Below are 17913 nucleotides of genomic sequence, written 5' to 3'. Positions count from 1 at the left end.
GGGCGGCCCCGGAGAGCGGCGCGGCACAGCGGATGGGAGCAGAGCGGCATCCGTATGTTGCTCCTACTGCCGTCTTCAGTGGGCGGCGGCCACGTCCTTGCCCCGCTGCTCCTGGGCGAGTCTGTCCCAGTTGATGCGGCGGCGTCTCCATTCGAAGATCAGGACTTTCACGGTCTCGTCGGCGGTACGGGCCAGGAAGACGCCCCACACGCCCAGCGGGGAGTACAGGCCCAGGCCGATGGCCAGTGGCAGTCCGACGACAAAGGAACTGACGACGTCACCGATGATCACACCCTTGCCGTCTGCGGCGCCGGGCAGGACGCCACCTCCGATGATCATGTTGCGGACCTTGACGACCTGCGTGACGGCGCTGATCAGGATGCCGATCAGGGCGATGCGGTGCACGTCCGCGCCGACGTTCGGGAACAGGCCGGGGACCAGGAAGGCACTCACGGCGAACAGCGCGCCGAAGCCGAGGCCGGTGACGATACCGGCGCGGCTGATGCGTGAAAGCCAGAGTTGCGCGGAGGCGGCGTCGCCCGCGCCCAGCGAGCGGCCGATGAAGACGGTGGCGGCGCTCATCAGGCCGAAGGACCCCACGATGAAAATGCCTTCGAGCGTGCCGACGATCTGGCTGGCCGCGAGCGCCTCGGTGCCGACGCGGGCGAACACGGCGGCGTACAGGAACCCGCCGAGACTCCAGGCGAACTCGGTCACCGCGATGGGGGCGCTGGTGATCAGCAGGGGCGCGGCGATGGTCCGCCACGCAGCCCGGGGGGGCAGGGTGAGCGCGGCAAGGTGGCGCGGGCCGTAGATCTGGTAGGCCAGCAGCGCGACTTTCAGGGTATTGGCCGTCACGAGTGCCCAGGCCGCGCCGACCACCCCGAGCTTCGGGAGCGGGCCGACCCCGAACACCAGGCCGTATGCCAGAAGGCTCTCGACCATCACGGTGATGATGGTGGCCACCAGGGGGGTGCGGGCGTGCCCGAGGGAGCGCAGCGCGCCGCTGAGAATCCACGCGAGGCTGCCGGGGATCAGGGCGAGCATGCTGACCTGCATGTAGGGGGTGGCCGCGCGGGTGACGGCCTGCGTGCCGCCGGCCAGGGCCAGAAGCGTACCGGCCCCCAGGACGACCGGGACGGTCAGGAGGGCGGCAGCCAGGAAGCTGATGGCGACGGTGACGGTCAGGGTCTGGTTGATGCCGGTCTGGTCGCTGGCCCCGGCGCGGCGGGCAATGAGGATGCTGGTGCCGCTGCCGAGCGCGCCGAGGGTGACGAAGAACAGGAAGCCGAGGCTGCCGCTGAGGCCCACGGCGGCCACCGCGACCGCGCCGAGCGTGCCGACGATGATCTGGTTGATGAAGGTCAGGACGAGCTGGATCACCATTTCCAGGCTGACGGGTACGGCAATGGCGGCAATTTCGCGGCCCGGACTCTTGATCGATTCAGTGGCGGGGCGGCTGGCGATCACGGACGACATGGTGTCCACGGTACACCGGCGGCTTCAGGGTGGGATCAGACGGATTCCGGTTGATTCGCTGCCATCACGAATCCACCGCCTTTCGTGTCATACGGACTGCGATTGATTCGCCGCTGTTCCGAATCAATCCGAGCGGATGCGAGGAGGAAGGGCATACGCCCCTTCGCGGTATGGAGCCGCAGGCGGCGCCCTTCCGACTGTGGCGCAGTGGAGCGGCAGTCCGTATCAGGCGCCGCGCAGAGGCGCGGACCATCCGCAGGCCCGCGCCCGCCCCCGCGCCGGGGAGCTTCCACATATCTTATCATTTGATATCTATTTAACCTTTTTGCTTGACATTCATCAAGCATCCCCGCAGAATATGCCCCGAGAGGCAGCCCCCATGACCCAGGACCCCACCGCGACCACCGAACACCCCGCCCCCCTGATCCCCGCGCGCTCCTGGGCGATCATTGACTCCACCCTGCGGGAGGGCGAGCAGTTCGCACGCGGGAACTTCAAAACCGACGACAAGATCGAAATTGCCCGCGCGCTCGACGCCTTCGGCGCGGAATTTATCGAGGTCACCACGCCCATGGTCAGCGCCCAGACGCACGCCGACATCCGCCGCCTGACCAGCCTGGGCCTGAACGCCAAGTTCCTCACGCACGTCCGCTGCCACATGGACGACGTGCAGCGCGCCGTGGACACCGGCGTGGACGGCCTGGACCTGCTGTTCGGTACGAGTTCCTTTCTGCGCGAATTCAGCCACGGCAAGAATATCGGGCAGATCATCGAGAGCGCCCAGCAGGTCATCAGCTGGATCAAGACCAACCACCCGGAGCTTCAGATCCGCTTCAGCGCCGAGGACACCTTCCGCAGCGAGGAAGCCGACCTGATGGCCGTGTACAAGGCCGTCTCGGACCTGGGCGTGCACCGCGTCGGCCTGGCTGATACGGTCGGCGTCGCCACGCCCCGGCAGGTGTACACCCTGGTCCGTGAAGTGCGCAAGGTCATCCACGCGGAGTGCGGCATCGAATTCCACGGGCATAACGATACGGGCTGCGCTGTCAGTAACGCCTACGAGGCGGTCGAGGCCGGCGCCACGCATATCGATACCACCATCCTGGGCATCGGCGAACGGAACGGCATCACGCCGCTGGGCGGATTCCTGGCCCGCATGTTCACCTTCGACCCGCAGGGCCTGATCGACAAGTACAACCTCGACATGCTCCCGGAACTCGACCGCATGATCGCCCGCATGGTGGACCTGCCGATTCCCTGGAACAACTACCTGACCGGCGAGTTCGCGTACAACCACAAGGCCGGCATGCACCTGAAAGCCATCTACCTGAACCCCGGCGCGTACGAGGCCATCCCGCCCGGCGTGTTCGGCGTGGGCCGACGCATCCAGGCGGCCAGCAAGGTCACAGGCAAGCACGCCATCGCCTACAAGGCCCGCGAGATGGGCCTGCACTACGGCGAAGACGCCCTGCGGCGCGTCACCGACCACATCAAGGCGCTGGCCGAGCACAACGAACTGGACGACGAACACCTCGAAACCCTGCTGCGCGAGTGGGTCAGCGCGTAACCTCAGTGGCCCGGCCGGTAGACTGCGCACCATGCAGCTGATCCGCGCCTCGCCCGCCGCCCTGGAACGCGTGCGGGCGCGCTTGCAGAGCCTGGCCCCCCAGACGGTGGAGACAGGCCGGGTCGGGCACGGGCAGGTGACGGTCGGGCACGGTCCGGCGGCATTCCTGGCGGCCCGCGAAGCCCTGGCCCACTGGGCGACGCACCGGTCCGGCGGGCTGCGCCTGTACCCGGACGACCGACCCCCCGCGCCGGACCTGACCGTGCTGGTCTGCCTTCAGGCCAGCCGGACCAGTCCCGTGTGCGTGGTGTTCGGCTGCCGGGTCACGCAGGTGATTGATGAGCCGCGCCGCTGGGGCTTTACGTACGTCACCCTGCCGGGCCACCCGGTGCGCGGCCATGAACTGTTTCTGGTCGAGTGGCACGCGGACGACCGGGTGTCGTTCACCCTGCGGACCGTCAGTCGTCCCGGATTGCCCCTGACCCGGCTGGCGCGGCCCGTGGCCGAGTGGGCGCAGCGACTGGGCGGGCGTCGGTACCTCCGGGCCATGAGGGCCGCCGTTTCCGCAAGAATGCAGCCATGAGTCCCCAGGACACCCCGCCCGGCGCCACATCCGCCCCCGACACCCGGAACAGTGTGACCCCGCCTGGGACAGCCACCCGCCCCCCGGCCGGGCCGACGCTGCGCCGGGTCTTCAGCACGCCGGACGGCAGCGGAGGCAAACAGGTGGCGGTCTTTCTGGACGCCGGGGACGAGCAGGCGCGGGCCGCCGCCTCGGGGGCGCCCCTGAGCGTGTTCGTGCAGGCCGCCGACCCGACGGGCCTGAGGCTGCGGGTGTTCACGCCTGAGCGCGAGAAGGGCAGCAGCGACAGCGCCGCCGTGGCTGCCCTGAGTACCCTGCAGGGACCAGGGAGTCTGCTGGACGTGGTGGAGGTCACGCAGGGCGACCCGGAGGCGGGCGTCGAGGTACAGATGGCTCAGTTGTGCGGCGGCGAGTGGCTGCTGCGTCAGGGCGTGGTGACGGTGCAGGCAGTCACGGCCGACCTGTCGGTGCTGGAGTTGTCGGTGCTGGAGTTGTCGGTGCTGGCCCCGTCGGGACCGGGCCTCTCCCCTGCCCAGCCTGCCTGGGTGGCCGGGACGGGCCGCCCGAATCTGGTGGCAGGGGTCGCGGACCTGGGCGCGCTGGACGCCTTCGTGCCGGACGACGCGGCCGTGAGCGCCGTGAACCGCGCGACCGGCACGACTGGCCTGATCCTGTTCTGCGTGGGCGGCCCGGCCCGCGCGGACGTGAGTTTCCGCGCGTTCGGGCCGCTCAAGGGCTTTAGCGAGGACGCCGCGAGCAGCAACATGCTGGCCTGCCTGACCGGCGTGCTGGGTCACCTGGGCCGCCTCCCGGCCGACAGTACCCTGATCCGCGCGGCGCAGCGGCGGCCCGGTCAGCCTGCCCGCCTGAGCGCCCAGTACGCCCCGGCCGACGGGGGCACCGAGGTCTGGGTGGGGGGCCGGGTCACGCCAGCCTGACCGGGGGGCGCGGGGGGGGGTCGGCCGGTAGGGAGGATGCGGCTCACGGAAGGGGAGTCGCCCGCCCCGTACACTGTCACCATGGAGCTGTTACTGGACCTTCACCCCGACGCCTACCCGCTGCAGGGCTTTCGCCGCAAGCAGTTGCTGGAGTGGGTGTTCGAGCAGGGCGTGGGCACCTTCGGCGCCATGACCAACCTGCCCGCCCAGGCCCGCGCCGAACTGGAGGCGTCGTACCGGCTGAACCCGTTCAGGCTGATCGAGACGGTCCGCAGCGCCGACGGCAGCGTGAAGTACCTGTTCACCTTGATGGACGGCCGGCAGATGGAAGCGGTGTACATGCCGTACCTGGACCGCAAGACCATCTGCGTGTCCACCATGGTCGGCTGCCCCGCCAGGTGCGCGTTCTGCGCGACGGGCGCGATGGGCTTCGGCCGGAACCTGACGCCCGGCGAGATCGTCGGGCAGGTGCTGGCCGTGGCGGGCGGGGAGGGCTTCGCGCCGCGCGAGATCCGCAACCTGGTGTTCATGGGCATGGGCGAGGCCATGCTGAACTACGACCACACCATGCTGGCCGCGCGCATCCTGCTGCACCCCGACGCGCTGGACATGAGCAAACGCCGCGTGACCCTCTCCACGGTCGGCATTGCCAAGGGCATTCAGAGGCTGGCGGCCGAGGACGACCTGGGCATCAAACTGGCGATCAGTCTGCACGCCCCGGACGAGGAGACGCGCCGCCGCATCATCCCGACCGGCGCGGTGAACTCCATCGAGGAGATCATGGCCGCTGCCCGCGAGTACCAGTCGGTCACGGGCCGCCGAATCACCATGGAGTACACGATGCTGAGGGGCGTCAACGATCACCTGTGGCAGGCCGAACTGCTGGCCGACCTGCTGCGCGGCCTGGTCAGTCACGTGAACCTGATTCCCATGAATCCCTGGCCCGGCTCGACGTTCGAGAGCACCACCGAGGAGCAGCTTCAGGCCTTCTACGACGCCCTGGAGGCGCGAGGCGTGGACGTCAGCGTGCGTCGCTCGCGCGGGCGGGACGCCGGGGCCGCCTGCGGCCAACTGGCCCTGAAACGCCCGTACGCCGTCAGTGGTGAGTCGGGGGCCGCTCAGGCCGCCCCTGCCTGACATGGGTGCGCCGCGCCGGACGCACGCGCGGCAGGCGCATGAGTAAGGGTCCCGATAGAGGTTAAGTACCTTGAAGCTCACATGGCGCCATGCCGGGAAAGCACCGGAACCTCTCCATTCCCGCTCCAACGTACTTTCTTCTGCTACGCGCTTCGCGCGGTTTATCTACAAGATAAACGCAGTGTACTTAATGCTACGCTACTCGCGTTTCCGAACATCAGGAGGCCATCAAGGTGACTCAATACACACGTTCCGTTCTGCTGGGCCTGACGCTGGCCCTTGCCAGTCACAGCGCCGCTCAGACCATGATCGAGACGGTGGGAGCGGCCGGGATTCAGCATACCCTGACCTCTGCCGGTACGTCCGCCCTTCCGAAAGTGAACCTTCCCGCCACGCCCGCCGACCCGGGCACGCCGTCCAGCAGCGCGGGTACCAGCGTACCTGCCGTGGCAGTCACGCCCCTGACCGCCGAACAGCAGACCCAGCTGGAAGCCGCGCAGGCCGCGTTCCAGGCCCGCCGCTACCCGCAGGCCCGCGCAGCCTTCGAGGCGCTGATCACCCAGAACTACACCAACCCCGCCCCGCACTTCGGGCTGGGGCTGGTGCTGCTCGCCCAGAACGACGACAAGGGCGCCGCCTTCGAATTCACCCAGTTCGCGGCGCTGGCACCCACCCGCTTCGAGGGCCCGTACAACCTGGGCGTGATCGCCACCCGCGCCGGCAACCACGAGCAGGCCCTCACACTGTACGGGCAGGCCGCCGGCCTGATGAAGAATCAGGCCAGTCCCGCCGCGCAGCAGCAGGTCCTCGAGGCGCTGGCCACGGAGCAGACCCGCAAGGCTGATTTCGCCGCCCTGAGTGGCACGCTGGCCACCATGGGCACGCTGGACCCGCAGAATCTGGACGTGCAGTTCCGCCTCGCGCAGGCCCGGACCCTCAGCGGTCAGGGGAGTGCCGCGCTGCCCGGCGTGTACGCCCTGCTGGCCAGGGCGCCCGCCCGCCTGGACGCCGCGCTGCTGCTGGCCGACATCTACGTCGCGCAGGGCCTGCCGGACCGCGCCACGCGGGAACTGGACGCCGCCGTGCCCCGCGCCGCCAACGGCAGCGACCGCGCCACACTGCTGCTGCGCAAGGCCGACATTCTGGCCGTGAGCGACACGCGCGCCGCCGTGTTTGCCGCGCAGGACGCCACCCGCGAGGACGGCCGCAACGCCGCCGCCTTCGCCCGGGTGGGCGAACTGCGCGCCCTGCGCGGCGACCGGCCCGGCGCCCTGAGCTTCTACCAGAACGCCGTGAAACTCGCCCCGGACAATGCCGCCTACCGCGCCGCGCTGGCCGGCGTGCGCCTGACCCTCAACCAGAACACCGAGGCTGCCCGGGACGCCGCGCGGGCCCTCACGCTGCGCCCGGACGACGCCACCCTGGCCCGCGCGCTGTTCGTGCAGGGCGTCGCCGCGTACCGCCAGGGGCAGTACCCGCAGGCCATCAAGGCCCTGACCTCCAGCCAGACGCGCGCCCCCAGCGCCGACACGACCCTGTGGCTGGGCCTGAGCGCCTACGCGCACAAGGACTACCCGGCCGCCGCAGCCGCCCTGAGCGAGAGCGTGAAACTGAACCCCACGCCCACCGCCCGCCTGAACCTCGCCAGTGCCCTGCTCGCCAGCGCCCGTTACCCGGAAGCGGAAGCGGTCCTGCGGGGACTCGTCAGTGACAACCCCAAAACCCCCGAGGCCTGGTTCCAGCTGGGCCTGTCCCAGCGCGCCCAGACACGTGAAGCCGATGCCCGCACGTCCCTGAAGACGGCCGCCGCGCTGGGCAGCACCCGCGCTGCCGGAGCCCTGAAATGACCCGACTCACCCCCAAACCTCGCCGCTGGCCCGACCTGCTGATCGGCCTGTTGGTCCTGCTGCTGCTGGGCGGCTTTGGTACGCTGCTGCTGCGCGGCACACCCCGGCCTGGCGCGACGGGCACTGCCGCGACCGATGCGCCCACCGGCGCCAGTATTCCCAGTGCGCCCGGCACCGAGCCGGTGGCCGTTCCGGCAGCCCCCACGGGCACCCTCGAATCCGCCCCGCCAGAGACGGCTCCGGCCGATCCCACCGACCGCACAGCCGCCGCGCCCAGCGATACCAGCACGCAGGACACCAGCACCCAGGACACCAGTGCCCAGGACACCACTGCGCAGCCTACGCCTACGCAGGACACCGCCCCGGTAGTCGAAGCGGCCCCCATCGGCGAGCCCATCATCCCTGATCCCGTCACCACGCAACCAGCCCAGCCCAGTCCCACCAACGCCACGGGCAGCACGGAAGCCAGCACCGAAGCCAGTACTGGAGCCAGTACCGAAGCCACGACCGACACCGCGCCCGCCCCGCAAGCCCCGGCAGCGCCCGCCCCGGCCCCCACGGGCGGACCCATCCCCCGCCCCGAAGGAGCCGTGCGTACCAGCGAGAGCCGTGTGCCGCTGCGCAGCGACTACCGCATCTCGCTCGGGACCTTCAGCAGCGAATCAGCTGCGCAGAACGCCGCTGCGCCCGTCCAGGGCATCGGCTACACCGTGTACCCCATCGATCTGGGCACGCAGTTCGTCGCGCAGGTCGGCCCCTTCGCAGACGAGCAGAGCGCCCGGCAGGCCCTGGCGGACGTGAAGCGTGCCTACCCCGGCGCGGTCCTGTACCCACCCCGCAAGCGCCCCGCCACCGACAGCGCCACCCCAGTGGCAGCCGCTCCGGTCCCTGCGACGGATACCCCCGCCGCGGCGGCCCCTGCCAGCGCGCCCAGCACCCCCCCCGCCCCCAGCGGCCCCACCTACCTGCAAGTCGGCGCGTTCGACCGCGTGGAGAGCGCCCAGAAGCTCGTCCAGCAACTCCGGGACCTGGGGTACGCTCCCACCGTCAACGCCCCCGAAGGCAGAAAGGTCACGGTTCTCGTCGGCCCCTACGCCAACCCCGACGCCCTGGACCGCACTGAAACCCGCCTCGCCGACAACGGCCTCGACAGCTTCCGGGTCCGTTAACGTGGCCGAAATTCCCACCGCCGCCATCAGTCGCCTCGTCACCTACCTGCGCATCCTCGAACAACTCGAAACGCAGGACATCAGCCGCACGAGCAGCAGCGACCTCGCCGAACGCGCCGGTGTCAGCGCCTTCCAGGTCCGCAAGGATCTCGCGTACTTCGGCCGCTTCGGCACGCGCGGCATGGGCTACACCGTTCCCATCCTCAAACGCGAACTCGTCCGGGTTCTCGGCCTTAACCAGACCTGGAACGTCGTCATTGTCGGCGTCGGCCGTCTCGGGCAGGCCATCGCCAACTACCCCGGCGCCAGCGATTACCAGTTCCAGTACGTTGGTCTGTTCGACGTCAACCCCGCGCTCGTCGGCCAGCAGGTGCGGAGCCTTCCCGTCCAACACACCGACGAACTGCGCGAATTCACCCGCCACAACACCGTCGACATGGGTTTCCTGGCCGTCCCCCCCGAACACGCCCAGGACGCCGCGCAGGCCCTCGCCGACGCCGGCATCAAAGGCATCCTCAACTTTGCCCCCGTCGTCATTCAACCCCGCACCCTCGAACGCGGCGGCCTGCAAGAAATCAGTCATGAATGGCGTGGTCTCATCGTTGAAAATATCGATTTCCTCGCCGGCATGAAACGCCTCGCCTTCTACATCCTCAACCCACACCTCAAAGACGCGCCCTCCCTGGAAGAACCCACCTGAGGAACAGTCGCTTTATCCCTGGTGACCGCCCCGATTTCTAGCGCCTGCAACGCGCCATCGGCACGAACCTGGGACACAGCGGCCGTTGGTAGGGCTGTTGCTAAGTACACTGCGTTTATCTTGTAGATAAACCGCGCGAAGCGCGTAGCAGAAGAAAGTACGTTGGAGCGGGAATGGAGAGGTTCCGGTGCTTTCCCGGCATGGCGCAATGTGAGCTTCAAGGTACTTAATGCACGCTCGCATTGATTCGGAACTGCACCAATCAATCGCAGTCCGTGTCACTTGCATGTTGAACAGTTGAGGGAAGGCGGTCACCTTCCCTCAACTATGGCAGGTCTACCTGGGTGCGTTTCAGTTCTTGATGGTGTAGTCGGCGAAACCGTCGTCGCGGGTTTTAATCAGGGCGGCGCCTGAGGGAAGGTACTTCTGGGCGTTGGGGCTGCTGGTGTAGAGGAGGGTGGCGCCGGGGATGGGCGTGAGTTTCCAGTTGCCGTCGGCGGTGGGGTTGATGGTTTTCTGCTGATTGAAGTAACCGATGAGGGCCTGGCGGGTTTCGTCGGGAGCGGCGAGGATGATGTTCTTGCCGGTCAGGCCGGGGAAGCTGCCGCCGCCGCTGGCGCGGTAGTTGTTGGTGGCGATCACGAACTGCTGCGTGGGGTCAATGGGTTTGCCCTGGTAGGTGAGGTTCTTGATGCGGTGGGCGCTGGCGTTGGCGATTTCGCCCTTGGCGGTGTAGCGGTTGGGTTGGGTGACGTCGATTTCGTAGTTGACGCCGTCGATCACGTCGAAGTTGTAGGTGGGGAAGCTGGTGTCGACAAGGTCCTGGGGTTGGGTGTTGGCGGGATCGATCTGTTTGAACTGCCCGGCGCTGCGTTCGAGCCATTCCTGGACCTGCGCGCCGGTGATCAGGACGGCCTGGACGGTGTTGGGGTACACGTAGAGATCGGCGACGTTCTTGATGGCGAGCGTGCCGGCGGGAATGTCGGTGTAGTAGCTGGGTCCGGCGCGGCCACCGGCTTTGAAGGGTGCGGCGGCAGACAGGACGGGAAGGTCCCGGTACTGGGTGCTGGCGAGCGCGGCCTTGACGTAGGCGGTCTGGGCGCTGTTGACGAGTTGCACGCTGGGGTCGTCCTGCACGAGCGCCCAGTAGGAGTTGATGGGAGCCGTCAGGTCGGCAACCTTGCCGCGCACGTAGGCAAGGGTGCCTTCGTGGGCGGTTTTGACGGCCCTGGCGATGCGCGGGTCGGGCGTGACGAGGTTTTTCTTGGCAGCGGCGTCCCAGATGGGGCGGACCAGGGCGGCGCTGTCCTTGATGGTCCACTTCTGGGTTTTACGGTCGTAGTCGAGTTTCAGGTCGACGATGCCGAGGTCATTGCCCCAGAAGCCAGCCATGACAACGGGTTTGCCGTTGATGGTGCCTTTGGTGATGTCGGCGCCGGGGATGCTCTTGTACACGGGTCCGGGGAACACCTGGTGGCTGTGGCCCGAGAGGACCACGTCGATGCCGGGGAGTTTGGTGAGTTCGGTGGCGACGTTCTCCTGGCCGGGGGTGTAATCGGCGGCGATGCCGCTATGCGCAATGGCGACGATGATGTCGGCGCCCTGGGCTTTCATCTGGGGAATGAACGTGCGGGCGGTCTGGACGATGTCGGCGGTGACGATCTTGCCGTCGAGGTTGCTCTTGTCCCACTGGACGATCTGGGGCGGCAGGAGGCCGATGACGCCGACGTTGATGATGTAGGGGCGGCCGCCCGCGTCGTACACCGTGTGGCGCTGGATAAGGTAGGGGGTGAAGGCGTTCGCGCCGGGTTTGCCGGTGCCGTCGTCGAGGTAGGTGTTGGCGCTGACGATGGGCATGGGGGCAGCGTCGATGATCTGCCTGAGGAAGGGCAGGCCGTAATTGAATTCGTGGTTGCCGAGGTTGGCGGCGTCGTACTTCAGGACGCTCATGGCGGCGTGCATGGGGTGCATCTGACCGGCCTTCAGGGGCTTGATGCGGGCCACGTAGTCACCGAGGGGGTTGCCCTGGATGAGGTCGCCGTTGTCGAACAGCAGACTGTTGCGCTTCTCGTTGCGGGCGTTGTTGATGAGGGTGGCCGTGTATTCCAGGCCGAATTCCCCGGTTGGTTTGTCCTGGTAGTAGTCGTACCCGAGGGCGCTGGTATGCAGGTCCGTGGTTTCGAGAATGCGGAGTTCGACGGTCTGGGCGCCGGCTGCCCCAAGCAGCAGGGCCGTGATCAGGGAGATGTTTTTAAGCACGCCGTCAAGCATAGCCAATTGAGTCAGGGGCGTATCTGCCCACCCCGGATGAACAGCCAGTCACGGTGCTGAGGTGGGTGGCACGGGTACGGACTCCGGTTGAATGGTTCGTGCAGGCCGTTCACCCGGAGTTCCTGCTACAGGCTGGCCGCCAGGGTGGCGAACAGGGCGGGCGGGGTAGGGTGAGACGCGCCGCCGAGCCATGCGAAGCGCAGGTCGCGCAGGGGGCCGCCTTCCCCGACGCCCATGCCGCCCGGGAACAGCGGAACGTAGTCGGGCGGAGTCGTCACGGGAACCGCGCCAGGGAGGTCCAGCAGGGCACGCACCTCGCGCTCATGACCGAAATGCAGGACGTGTGTGCCGTCCGGGGCGGCCCAGGTGAAGCGGGCAGCGGTGGGAGCGAGCGGGCCGGGGTGGACGATGTGCCCGTTGCTCAGGCCGGGGCGCAGGCGCAGCGTGACCTCCAGCGCCTCGCCCAGCAGCCCGAAGCTGCCCACGAACGGGCGGGTCAGGTCATAGCCCTGCACGTTCTTCACGGTACGCCCGCCCGCCTTCACGGCTCGCCCACTGGGAGCACGAAAGGTCACGCCCAGCACCTCCGCCCCGAAGAAGAAATTCTGTCCGAAGCCGCCGCGTTGAACCAGCCCGCCCACGCCACCCGGGAGCGCGACGGGCGGAAAGGCCGGAAACAGCCTGTTCGGCAGGGCGCCGTAGATTTCCAGCAGCGGGGTATCGGCGGAGGCCGTGAGGGTCTGGTCCTGGGGCGAAAGATTCAGAATAGGCATAAGGCGCTCTGGGTACAGTCTAGCGCCGTCGCCACAGCAACCGACCCCGCCTGTCTGAGCGCGGGGTCGGAAGGCTTGACCGGTTCAGTCGTTGTCTTTCTTGGCGGGGGCCTGGCCCACGGTGGCAGGCGCGGCGTCGTCGGCGTCCTGACTGAGGCCCAAGCTGGCGCTCGCGCTTTCATGGAAGGTGGTATGCGGCGTGGGCATGGGCACGTCCTTGCCCTTGACCGCGTGCCAGACAATTTCGCTAAACGTATGGTCGTCGGCGCGGTCTTCCTGGCTGAAGTCCATGCGGGCCGACTGCTCCTGACCGTTCGCCCCCAGCGCGTTCATCTGGTCGAGGGGCTGCTTGGGCGTCTTGAAGGTGTACGGGGTCAGGTCCGGCTTGTCCTGGAACGCGCCGATCATCGGGGTGGCTGAGGCGTCGAACTGCGTCATGGGGGGCAGGCCCAGGATCAGTTCCAGGGTGCGCAGCATGGACACGGTGCTGTACTGCGTGTGGTCCACGCTGCCACGCTTGCTGTACGCGCTGGCGACATAAGCGGTGGTGCGGTGCGCGTCGATGTGGTCGGGGCCGTTCTGTGCATCGTCTTCCACGCTGAAGATCACGGTGTCTTTCCAGTAGGGGCTATGCGACACGGCGTCGATCAGCTTGCCCACCGCCAGATCGTTGTCGGCGACGTAAGCCTGCGGCGTGGGCGTGCCCTTGCGCGTGCCGGAGGTGTGGTCGCTGGGGAAGCGCACGACCGACAGCTGGGGCAGGTTGCCGCCTTTCGCATAACCGTCGAATTCCTTTTTCCAGGCGTCGAAGCGCACCTGATCGGGAATGCTCAGGTCATACGACGGGAAAGTCGGGCTGAGGTGGCCTTCGAGCGCCGGGGCGAAGGGCGCGGGCTTGATGTTGGGTGCCTTGGTCGCAAAGTCGGCAAATTCCCCGTAAGAGCGGTAGCTGATGCCCGCCCGCTTGGCGAAGTCGAACAGATACCCGGCGGTGGGCGCGGGGGCGCTGGACGAGCCTTCGAAGTCATACGGACGGTTGCGGCCCGAGTAGTTGGCGGGCCAGCTCTTCTGGGTGTACTCGGTGGCGACGCCGCCCATGGTCCAGTTGTGCCCGTCGGCGCTCACTTCGGCGTCGGCGTAGAAGTGGTCGAACAGGCCGAAGGTGCGGGCCACGGCGTGCAGGTTGGGCGTCACATCCTCACCGAACAGCACCAGATTCTTATCGCCGTCGCCACCCGCTACGGCGCCCAGCACCTGATCGTAGGTGCGGTTTTCCTTGATGATGTAGATGACGTGCTTGAGCGGCGTGGGGTCGCCGACGCGCCGGGGAATGGCGTGGGCCTGCGTGTCTTTCGCGCCGCGCGTCAGAACGCCCTGCATCTCGTTGAAGCCGTTGTTCTTGACGACCTGAGCGGTCAGGGTCTTCAGGGCCTCGTCGCCGGGCAGCTCGAAGGTTTGCAGCGAACCACGCGCCATGTTGGCGATGTACTGCTCGTTGGGCCGGGGCTGCGTGGGCTGGCGGTCGTCGGGGTTGGGGCCAGCGCCCAGGCCCTTCATGTTGGCGACGAAGACGAAGCGCCCGTCGCTACCGGTGGTGACCACGCTGGGGAACCACGCGGTCGGCACCAGCCCGCGCACTTTCAGGTCGGTCGTGTTCACGAGGGCCACGTCGTTGTTGCCCGCATTGGCGACCAGCAGCGTTTTGCCGTCGGGCGTGACGCTCACCGAGTCGGGCATGGAGCCGAACGGCGCACCCGCGTAAGGCGCGAGCTTGACCTCGCCGCGCACGGCATTCTTGGCGGTGTCCACGGCGCTGACGGTATCCGAGTTGGCGTTGGCGACATACAGGGTCTGTCCGTCGGGCGAGAGGGTCAGGCCGCTGGGGTGGTCGCCCACCTTCACGCGGGCCTTTTCGGTCAGGGCCGCCGTGTCGATGACGCTCACGGCGTGGCCATTCCACAGGCTGGCGTACAGGGCCTTGCCATCTTTCGACATCACCATCTGCACGGGCAGCACGCCGATGTCGGCGGCCGCAGCGGGTTCGCCCAGTTTCACCGATTTCACGGCGGGGCTGGCGGGGTCGCTGCTCAGGTCGATGGCCGCCACCGAGTTGCCCAGGTTGAGCGCGGCGAACAGGGTCTTGCCGTCGGGCGAGATGGCGAGTCCGGCGGGGTAGCTCGGCGTCTTGGCATCGGCCAGGATGATGCTGGGGCCTTCGGTCAGGCGACCCTGCTTGGCATCGAAGGTGTAGACGCGCACCTTGTTGTTCCCGCCCGCCGAGGCGTACAGGGTGTTGCCGTCCGGGCTCCAGACCACGCCCATGTACAGGGCTTCGGGCGAGTTGTAGGGGATGCTCTGCGCCACCTTGCGGGTAAAGCTGTCGTACAGCGCCAGCGTCTGCACGCCCTGGCCGTCGTTGCTGACCGCCAGGTAACGCCCGCCGGGATGCCAGCTCGCGCCCATGGGCCGGTCCCCGATTTCCACGCTCTGACCATGCGGCGTCAGGGTCCAGTGGTTGGGCGTGATGCCGGTGCCGTCTGGCTGCGGGCCGATCAGGCTAAAAAACCGCATTTGCGTGCCGACAGCGAGGGCGGCTCCGACGGTCAACAGGGCGACTGCGGCGGCGGTGCGCTGCTTTTGCTGGGTCTTCATCAGTTTTACCTCGGTTGGGACAGGTGGGACATCGTTCCGAAACCAATTTGAGACAAGGCCTGCTGCGGCGGTCGTGTCAGCTCGGGGTGTGCGGGAGGTCAGAGCAGGGTCAGACAGACGGCTGGGCCACAACGGCAAAAGATGTTCCCCGTGTCAGCCAGGGTGGTGGCCGACACGGGGAAAGAGAGGGCAGTCGGGTGGGTTAGCTTTCTTCGGGCGGCAAAATCTTGCCCGGATTCAGCCGCCCCGCCGGGTCGAGCGCCCTCTTCACGTCCCAGAGGGCGGAGAGCGTCACGGGGTCAACGGCGTCCGTCATAAAGTCGCGCTTCATGGTGCCGATGCCGTGTTCGCCGCTGAGCACGCCGCCATGCCGGAGGGCGACCAGGGCAATCTTGTGCGCCAGTTCGTGTACGGCCTCGGCCGACTCGGTGCGCGGGTCGAACAGGATATTCGGGTGCAGGTTGCCGTCGCCGATGTGTCCGAACTGCACCACATGGAACGGGCTGGCGTCGCCCAGCGCCCGGATTTCGCGCACCACGTCGGGCAGGGCGCTTCTGGGCACCACGATGTCCTCGTTCATGCGCTGCGGCCTGATGCGCCCCAGCGAGGGGCTGATGCTGCGGCGGGCCTGCCACAGCGCGTCGGCCTCGGTGGGCGTGGCGGCGCGGCGCACGGTTCCGCCTGCCCCCTCGCAGGCCAGGGCGACCAGCTCCAGCTCGGCGTCCACTATCGCCGCGTCGTTGCCGTCGGTGTCCACCAGCAGCACGGCCCCAGCGTCGCGGGGCAGGCCGACATGCAGGTAATCTTCCACCGCGTTCGTACACGCCGTGTCCATGAATTCCAGCTTGGACGGTACTGCCCCCGCCGCAATCGCATTGCTGACCGCTTCGGCGGCCTGCCCTACCTCGGCAAAATGAGCCATCAGCGTGCGGGAAAATTTGGGCGGCACAACCAGGCGCAGGGTGGCCTCGGTTATCAGGCCCAGGGTGCCCTCGGAGCCGATGAGCAGCCCGGCAAGGTCGTAGCAGTCGCGGGTCAGGCGGTGAATCTCGCCGTCGGCGTCCACAAATTCCATGGCCTTGACATAGTCGCCCGTCACTCCGTACTTAAAGCACATCGGCCCGCCCGCGTTCTCACCGAGGTTGCCGCCGATGGTGCTGGTGCGGAAACTGGCCGGGTCGGGCGGATACATCAGGCCGTGCGGTCTGGCGGCTTCTGTGACCTTCAGCGTCACCACGCCGGGCTGCGCCACCGCCTCGCGCCGTTCGGGGAAGATGTGAAGGCCCGTCATGCGGGTAAAGCTGACCACCAGCGACTCCTGCAACGGCGTGACGCCCCCGCTGAGGCCGCTGGCCGCGCCCCGTCCGATGATGGGCACGCCCGCTGCCTTTGCGGCCTTGACGGCGGCCACCACGTCGGCGGTACTTTCGGGCAGCACCACCGCCAGCGGGGTGACGCCGAACTGAATAGCGTCGTAGCGGTAGTTCAGACGCTCCGCGAGGTGGGTCAGCACCTGGTGGGGTCTGAGGGTGCGCAGGAGGTCGGTGGTCAGGGGTGAGCGGTCAGTGGTGGTCATCTTGTTCCCCAATCCGCCCAGGTGGGTTGCGCGGTACGCGTCAGCCGCAGCGTCATGAAGGTACTGTAGCAAGCTTGGGGGGCACGGTACCAAAGCACAGGCAGGGGGGGAGTCCGGCTGTAAGGAAGGAGTCATGGCGCGGATATTAATTTTGGCTCTTCCTGGATTCCAGGGTAGTTGGCTGGAACTATGCCCGACAGGAAACCCCTCTAGGTCGTGACAGCCAAGCTCGCAGCGTCCAAACGCGATCGGTCAGCCCAATCGCCATCGCCGGTGTGCGCTGGAGGTACTGTTGACGTCCCTTCGGAACGTCAAGCTTCTTCCGCAGACCGCGTTGCGTTCGGCACCAGTTGTAGATCCCCTGAACCAGATGAGCCAGACTCAACCGGTGGACCGTCAGCCTCGCGAATGCGAGGCTTTTCCGTAACTGCTCAGCAGGGTGACTTCCGGGAGTCGATTGGGTAAGGTGGACCATCAGCGAGACTCCCTGCCCAAACTGCGAACGCCTCGAGGCACGCATCCGTGAACTCGAAGCGCAGATTGCAGCCCTCCTGAAACGCCTTCAAGAGCTCGAAGGACGTCAGGCCAAGAACAGCCGCACGTCCAATCAACCACCCAGTCAGGACAAACCCTGGCAGCCCAAGAGTGAGCGCCAGAAGACCGGCCGGTCTTCTGGCGCTCAGCCAGATCACCCCGGCACGACCCTCAAGATGTCAGCGCATCCCGACCACACGGTCCATCTCCCTGTCACCGGACACTGCACCTGCGGACAAGTCTGGGACGACGTTCCAGTCGACACTCAGGTCGCTCGACAGGTCCATGACTTCCCCTCGGTAGAACTTCAGGTCACCGAATACCGCGCCGACATCAAAATCTGTCCTGGCTGTCATCACCGGCAGCGAGCACCCTTCCCGACGCACGTCACGGCTCAGGTGCAGTACGGTCCACGGGTCCACGCCCTGACGGTGTATCTGAACGTGGGGCACTTCGTGCCCCTCGAACGCACCAGTGAGATTCTGCAGGCTCTCTGCGGGGCGCGACCGAGTGATGGCACCATCGCCCTCAACCTCAACCTGGCGGCCGATCGGCTGCAGGACTTTGAGGCGTACCTCCGGACGGCACTGATGCAGCAACCGGTCCTCCATGCAGATGAGACCGGCAGCCCGGTGAACGGGAAGCTGCAATGGATGCATGTCGTGAGCTGCGCGCAGCTCACGTTCT

At 67.3% G+C, this 17913-nt stretch carries 13 protein-coding genes; 8 read left to right on the top strand and 5 right to left on the bottom strand.

Features of this window, described 5'->3' with window-relative positions:
* Nucleotides 1–75: 75 nt before the first annotated feature.
* Nucleotides 76–1479: an MATE family efflux transporter gene (locus tag QZ271_RS05475; RefSeq protein WP_291429718.1), complete on the bottom strand. Its 1404-nt coding sequence runs from the start codon at nucleotides 1477–1479 to the stop codon at nucleotides 76–78.
* Nucleotides 1480–1858: 379 nt separating this feature from the next.
* On the opposite strand from QZ271_RS05475, the gene lysS reads away from it, so the two are divergent.
* The 7 genes from lysS to QZ271_RS05440 all read left to right on the top strand — a co-directional run bounded on the left by lysS (nucleotide 1859) and on the right by QZ271_RS05440 (nucleotide 9420).
* Nucleotides 1859–3046: a homocitrate synthase gene (gene lysS / locus QZ271_RS05470; protein ID WP_291429717.1), complete on the top strand. Its 1188-nt coding sequence runs from the start codon at nucleotides 1859–1861 to the stop codon at nucleotides 3044–3046.
* Between the two features lie 31 nt (nucleotides 3047–3077).
* Nucleotides 3078–3629, top strand: coding sequence for a DUF1990 domain-containing protein (locus QZ271_RS05465; RefSeq protein ID WP_291429716.1), 552 nt, complete (start codon nucleotides 3078–3080; stop codon nucleotides 3627–3629).
* Nucleotides 3626–4567 carry a PhzF family phenazine biosynthesis protein gene (locus QZ271_RS05460; RefSeq protein WP_291429715.1) on the top strand — a complete coding sequence of 314 codons (942 nt, stop codon included), beginning with the start codon at nucleotides 3626–3628 and terminating at the stop codon, nucleotides 4565–4567. Before QZ271_RS05465 ends, QZ271_RS05460 begins: the two co-directional genes overlap by 4 nt.
* 81 nt (nucleotides 4568–4648) lie before the next feature.
* Nucleotides 4649–5704, top strand: a complete 1056-nt coding sequence (gene rlmN / locus QZ271_RS05455; protein WP_291429714.1) for a 23S rRNA (adenine(2503)-C(2))-methyltransferase RlmN — start codon at nucleotides 4649–4651, stop codon at nucleotides 5702–5704.
* A 233-nt stretch (nucleotides 5705–5937) separates the two neighbouring features.
* Nucleotides 5938–7551 (top strand): tetratricopeptide repeat protein, encoded by a 1614-nt coding sequence (locus tag QZ271_RS05450; protein ID WP_367114312.1) that lies wholly within the window; start codon nucleotides 5938–5940, stop codon nucleotides 7549–7551.
* The gene (locus QZ271_RS05445) at nucleotides 7548–8720 is read left to right on the top strand and encodes an SPOR domain-containing protein (RefSeq protein ID WP_291429713.1); all 1173 of its coding nucleotides are present in this window, start codon (nucleotides 7548–7550) and stop codon (nucleotides 8718–8720) included. Before QZ271_RS05450 ends, QZ271_RS05445 begins: the two co-directional genes overlap by 4 nt.
* 1 nt (nucleotide 8721) lies before the next feature.
* Nucleotides 8722–9420 carry a redox-sensing transcriptional repressor Rex gene (locus QZ271_RS05440; RefSeq protein ID WP_291429712.1) on the top strand — a complete coding sequence of 233 codons (699 nt, stop codon included), beginning with the start codon at nucleotides 8722–8724 and terminating at the stop codon, nucleotides 9418–9420.
* Between the two features lie 351 nt (nucleotides 9421–9771).
* Here QZ271_RS05440 and cpdB read toward each other — a convergent pair whose 3' ends face one another.
* From cpdB to QZ271_RS05420, 4 genes are all read right to left on the bottom strand, one after another.
* Nucleotides 9772–11691, bottom strand: a complete 1920-nt coding sequence (cpdB, locus tag QZ271_RS05435) for a 2',3'-cyclic-nucleotide 2'-phosphodiesterase (RefSeq protein ID WP_291429711.1) — start codon at nucleotides 11689–11691, stop codon at nucleotides 9772–9774.
* 125 nt (nucleotides 11692–11816) lie between these two features.
* Complete coding sequence (locus QZ271_RS05430; protein WP_291429710.1) at nucleotides 11817–12464, bottom strand: DUF5639 domain-containing protein; 648 nt, start codon at nucleotides 12462–12464, stop codon at nucleotides 11817–11819.
* Nucleotides 12465–12548: 84 nt separating this feature from the next.
* On the bottom strand, nucleotides 12549–15116 hold the full coding sequence (locus QZ271_RS05425; protein ID WP_291429709.1) for a bifunctional YncE family protein/alkaline phosphatase family protein: 2568 nt from the start codon (nucleotides 15114–15116) through the stop codon (nucleotides 12549–12551).
* Nucleotides 15117–15318: 202 nt separating this feature from the next.
* Nucleotides 15319–16692 (bottom strand): FAD-linked oxidase C-terminal domain-containing protein, encoded by a 1374-nt coding sequence (locus tag QZ271_RS05420; protein WP_291429708.1) that lies wholly within the window; start codon nucleotides 16690–16692, stop codon nucleotides 15319–15321.
* A 518-nt stretch (nucleotides 16693–17210) separates the two neighbouring features.
* Here QZ271_RS05420 and QZ271_RS05415 point away from each other — a divergent pair.
* The coding region (locus tag QZ271_RS05415; RefSeq protein ID WP_291429740.1) for a transposase at nucleotides 17211–17913 on the top strand (703 nt) is incomplete at its 3' end.

The organism is Deinococcus sp. (assembly GCF_018260555.1).
Taxonomy (GTDB): domain Bacteria; phylum Deinococcota; class Deinococci; order Deinococcales; family Deinococcaceae; genus Deinococcus.
Note: the sequence above shows the minus strand (reverse complement) of the source record. Positions and strands in the feature narration are given on the sequence as shown.

Bases quoted from the DNA above. Each gene is read 5' to 3' on its own strand.
- lysS (WP_291429717.1), top strand. From the start codon at position 1,859: ATGACCCAGGACCCCACCGCGACCACCGAACACCCCGCCCCCCTGATC.
- QZ271_RS05420 (WP_291429708.1), bottom strand. From the start codon at position 16,692: ATGACCACCACTGACCGCTCACCCCTGACCACCGACCTCCTGCGCACC.
- QZ271_RS05465 (WP_291429716.1), top strand. From the start codon at position 3,078: ATGCAGCTGATCCGCGCCTCGCCCGCCGCCCTGGAACGCGTGCGGGCG.
- QZ271_RS05445 (WP_291429713.1), top strand. From the start codon at position 7,548: ATGACCCGACTCACCCCCAAACCTCGCCGCTGGCCCGACCTGCTGATC.
- QZ271_RS05425 (WP_291429709.1), bottom strand. From the start codon at position 15,116: ATGAAGACCCAGCAAAAGCAGCGCACCGCCGCCGCAGTCGCCCTGTTG.
- QZ271_RS05460 (WP_291429715.1), top strand. From the start codon at position 3,626: ATGAGTCCCCAGGACACCCCGCCCGGCGCCACATCCGCCCCCGACACC.
- QZ271_RS05475 (WP_291429718.1), bottom strand. From the start codon at position 1,479: ATGTCGTCCGTGATCGCCAGCCGCCCCGCCACTGAATCGATCAAGAGT.
- cpdB (WP_291429711.1), bottom strand. From the start codon at position 11,691: ATGCTTGACGGCGTGCTTAAAAACATCTCCCTGATCACGGCCCTGCTG.
- QZ271_RS05430 (WP_291429710.1), bottom strand. From the start codon at position 12,464: ATGCCTATTCTGAATCTTTCGCCCCAGGACCAGACCCTCACGGCCTCC.
- rlmN (WP_291429714.1), top strand. From the start codon at position 4,649: ATGGAGCTGTTACTGGACCTTCACCCCGACGCCTACCCGCTGCAGGGC.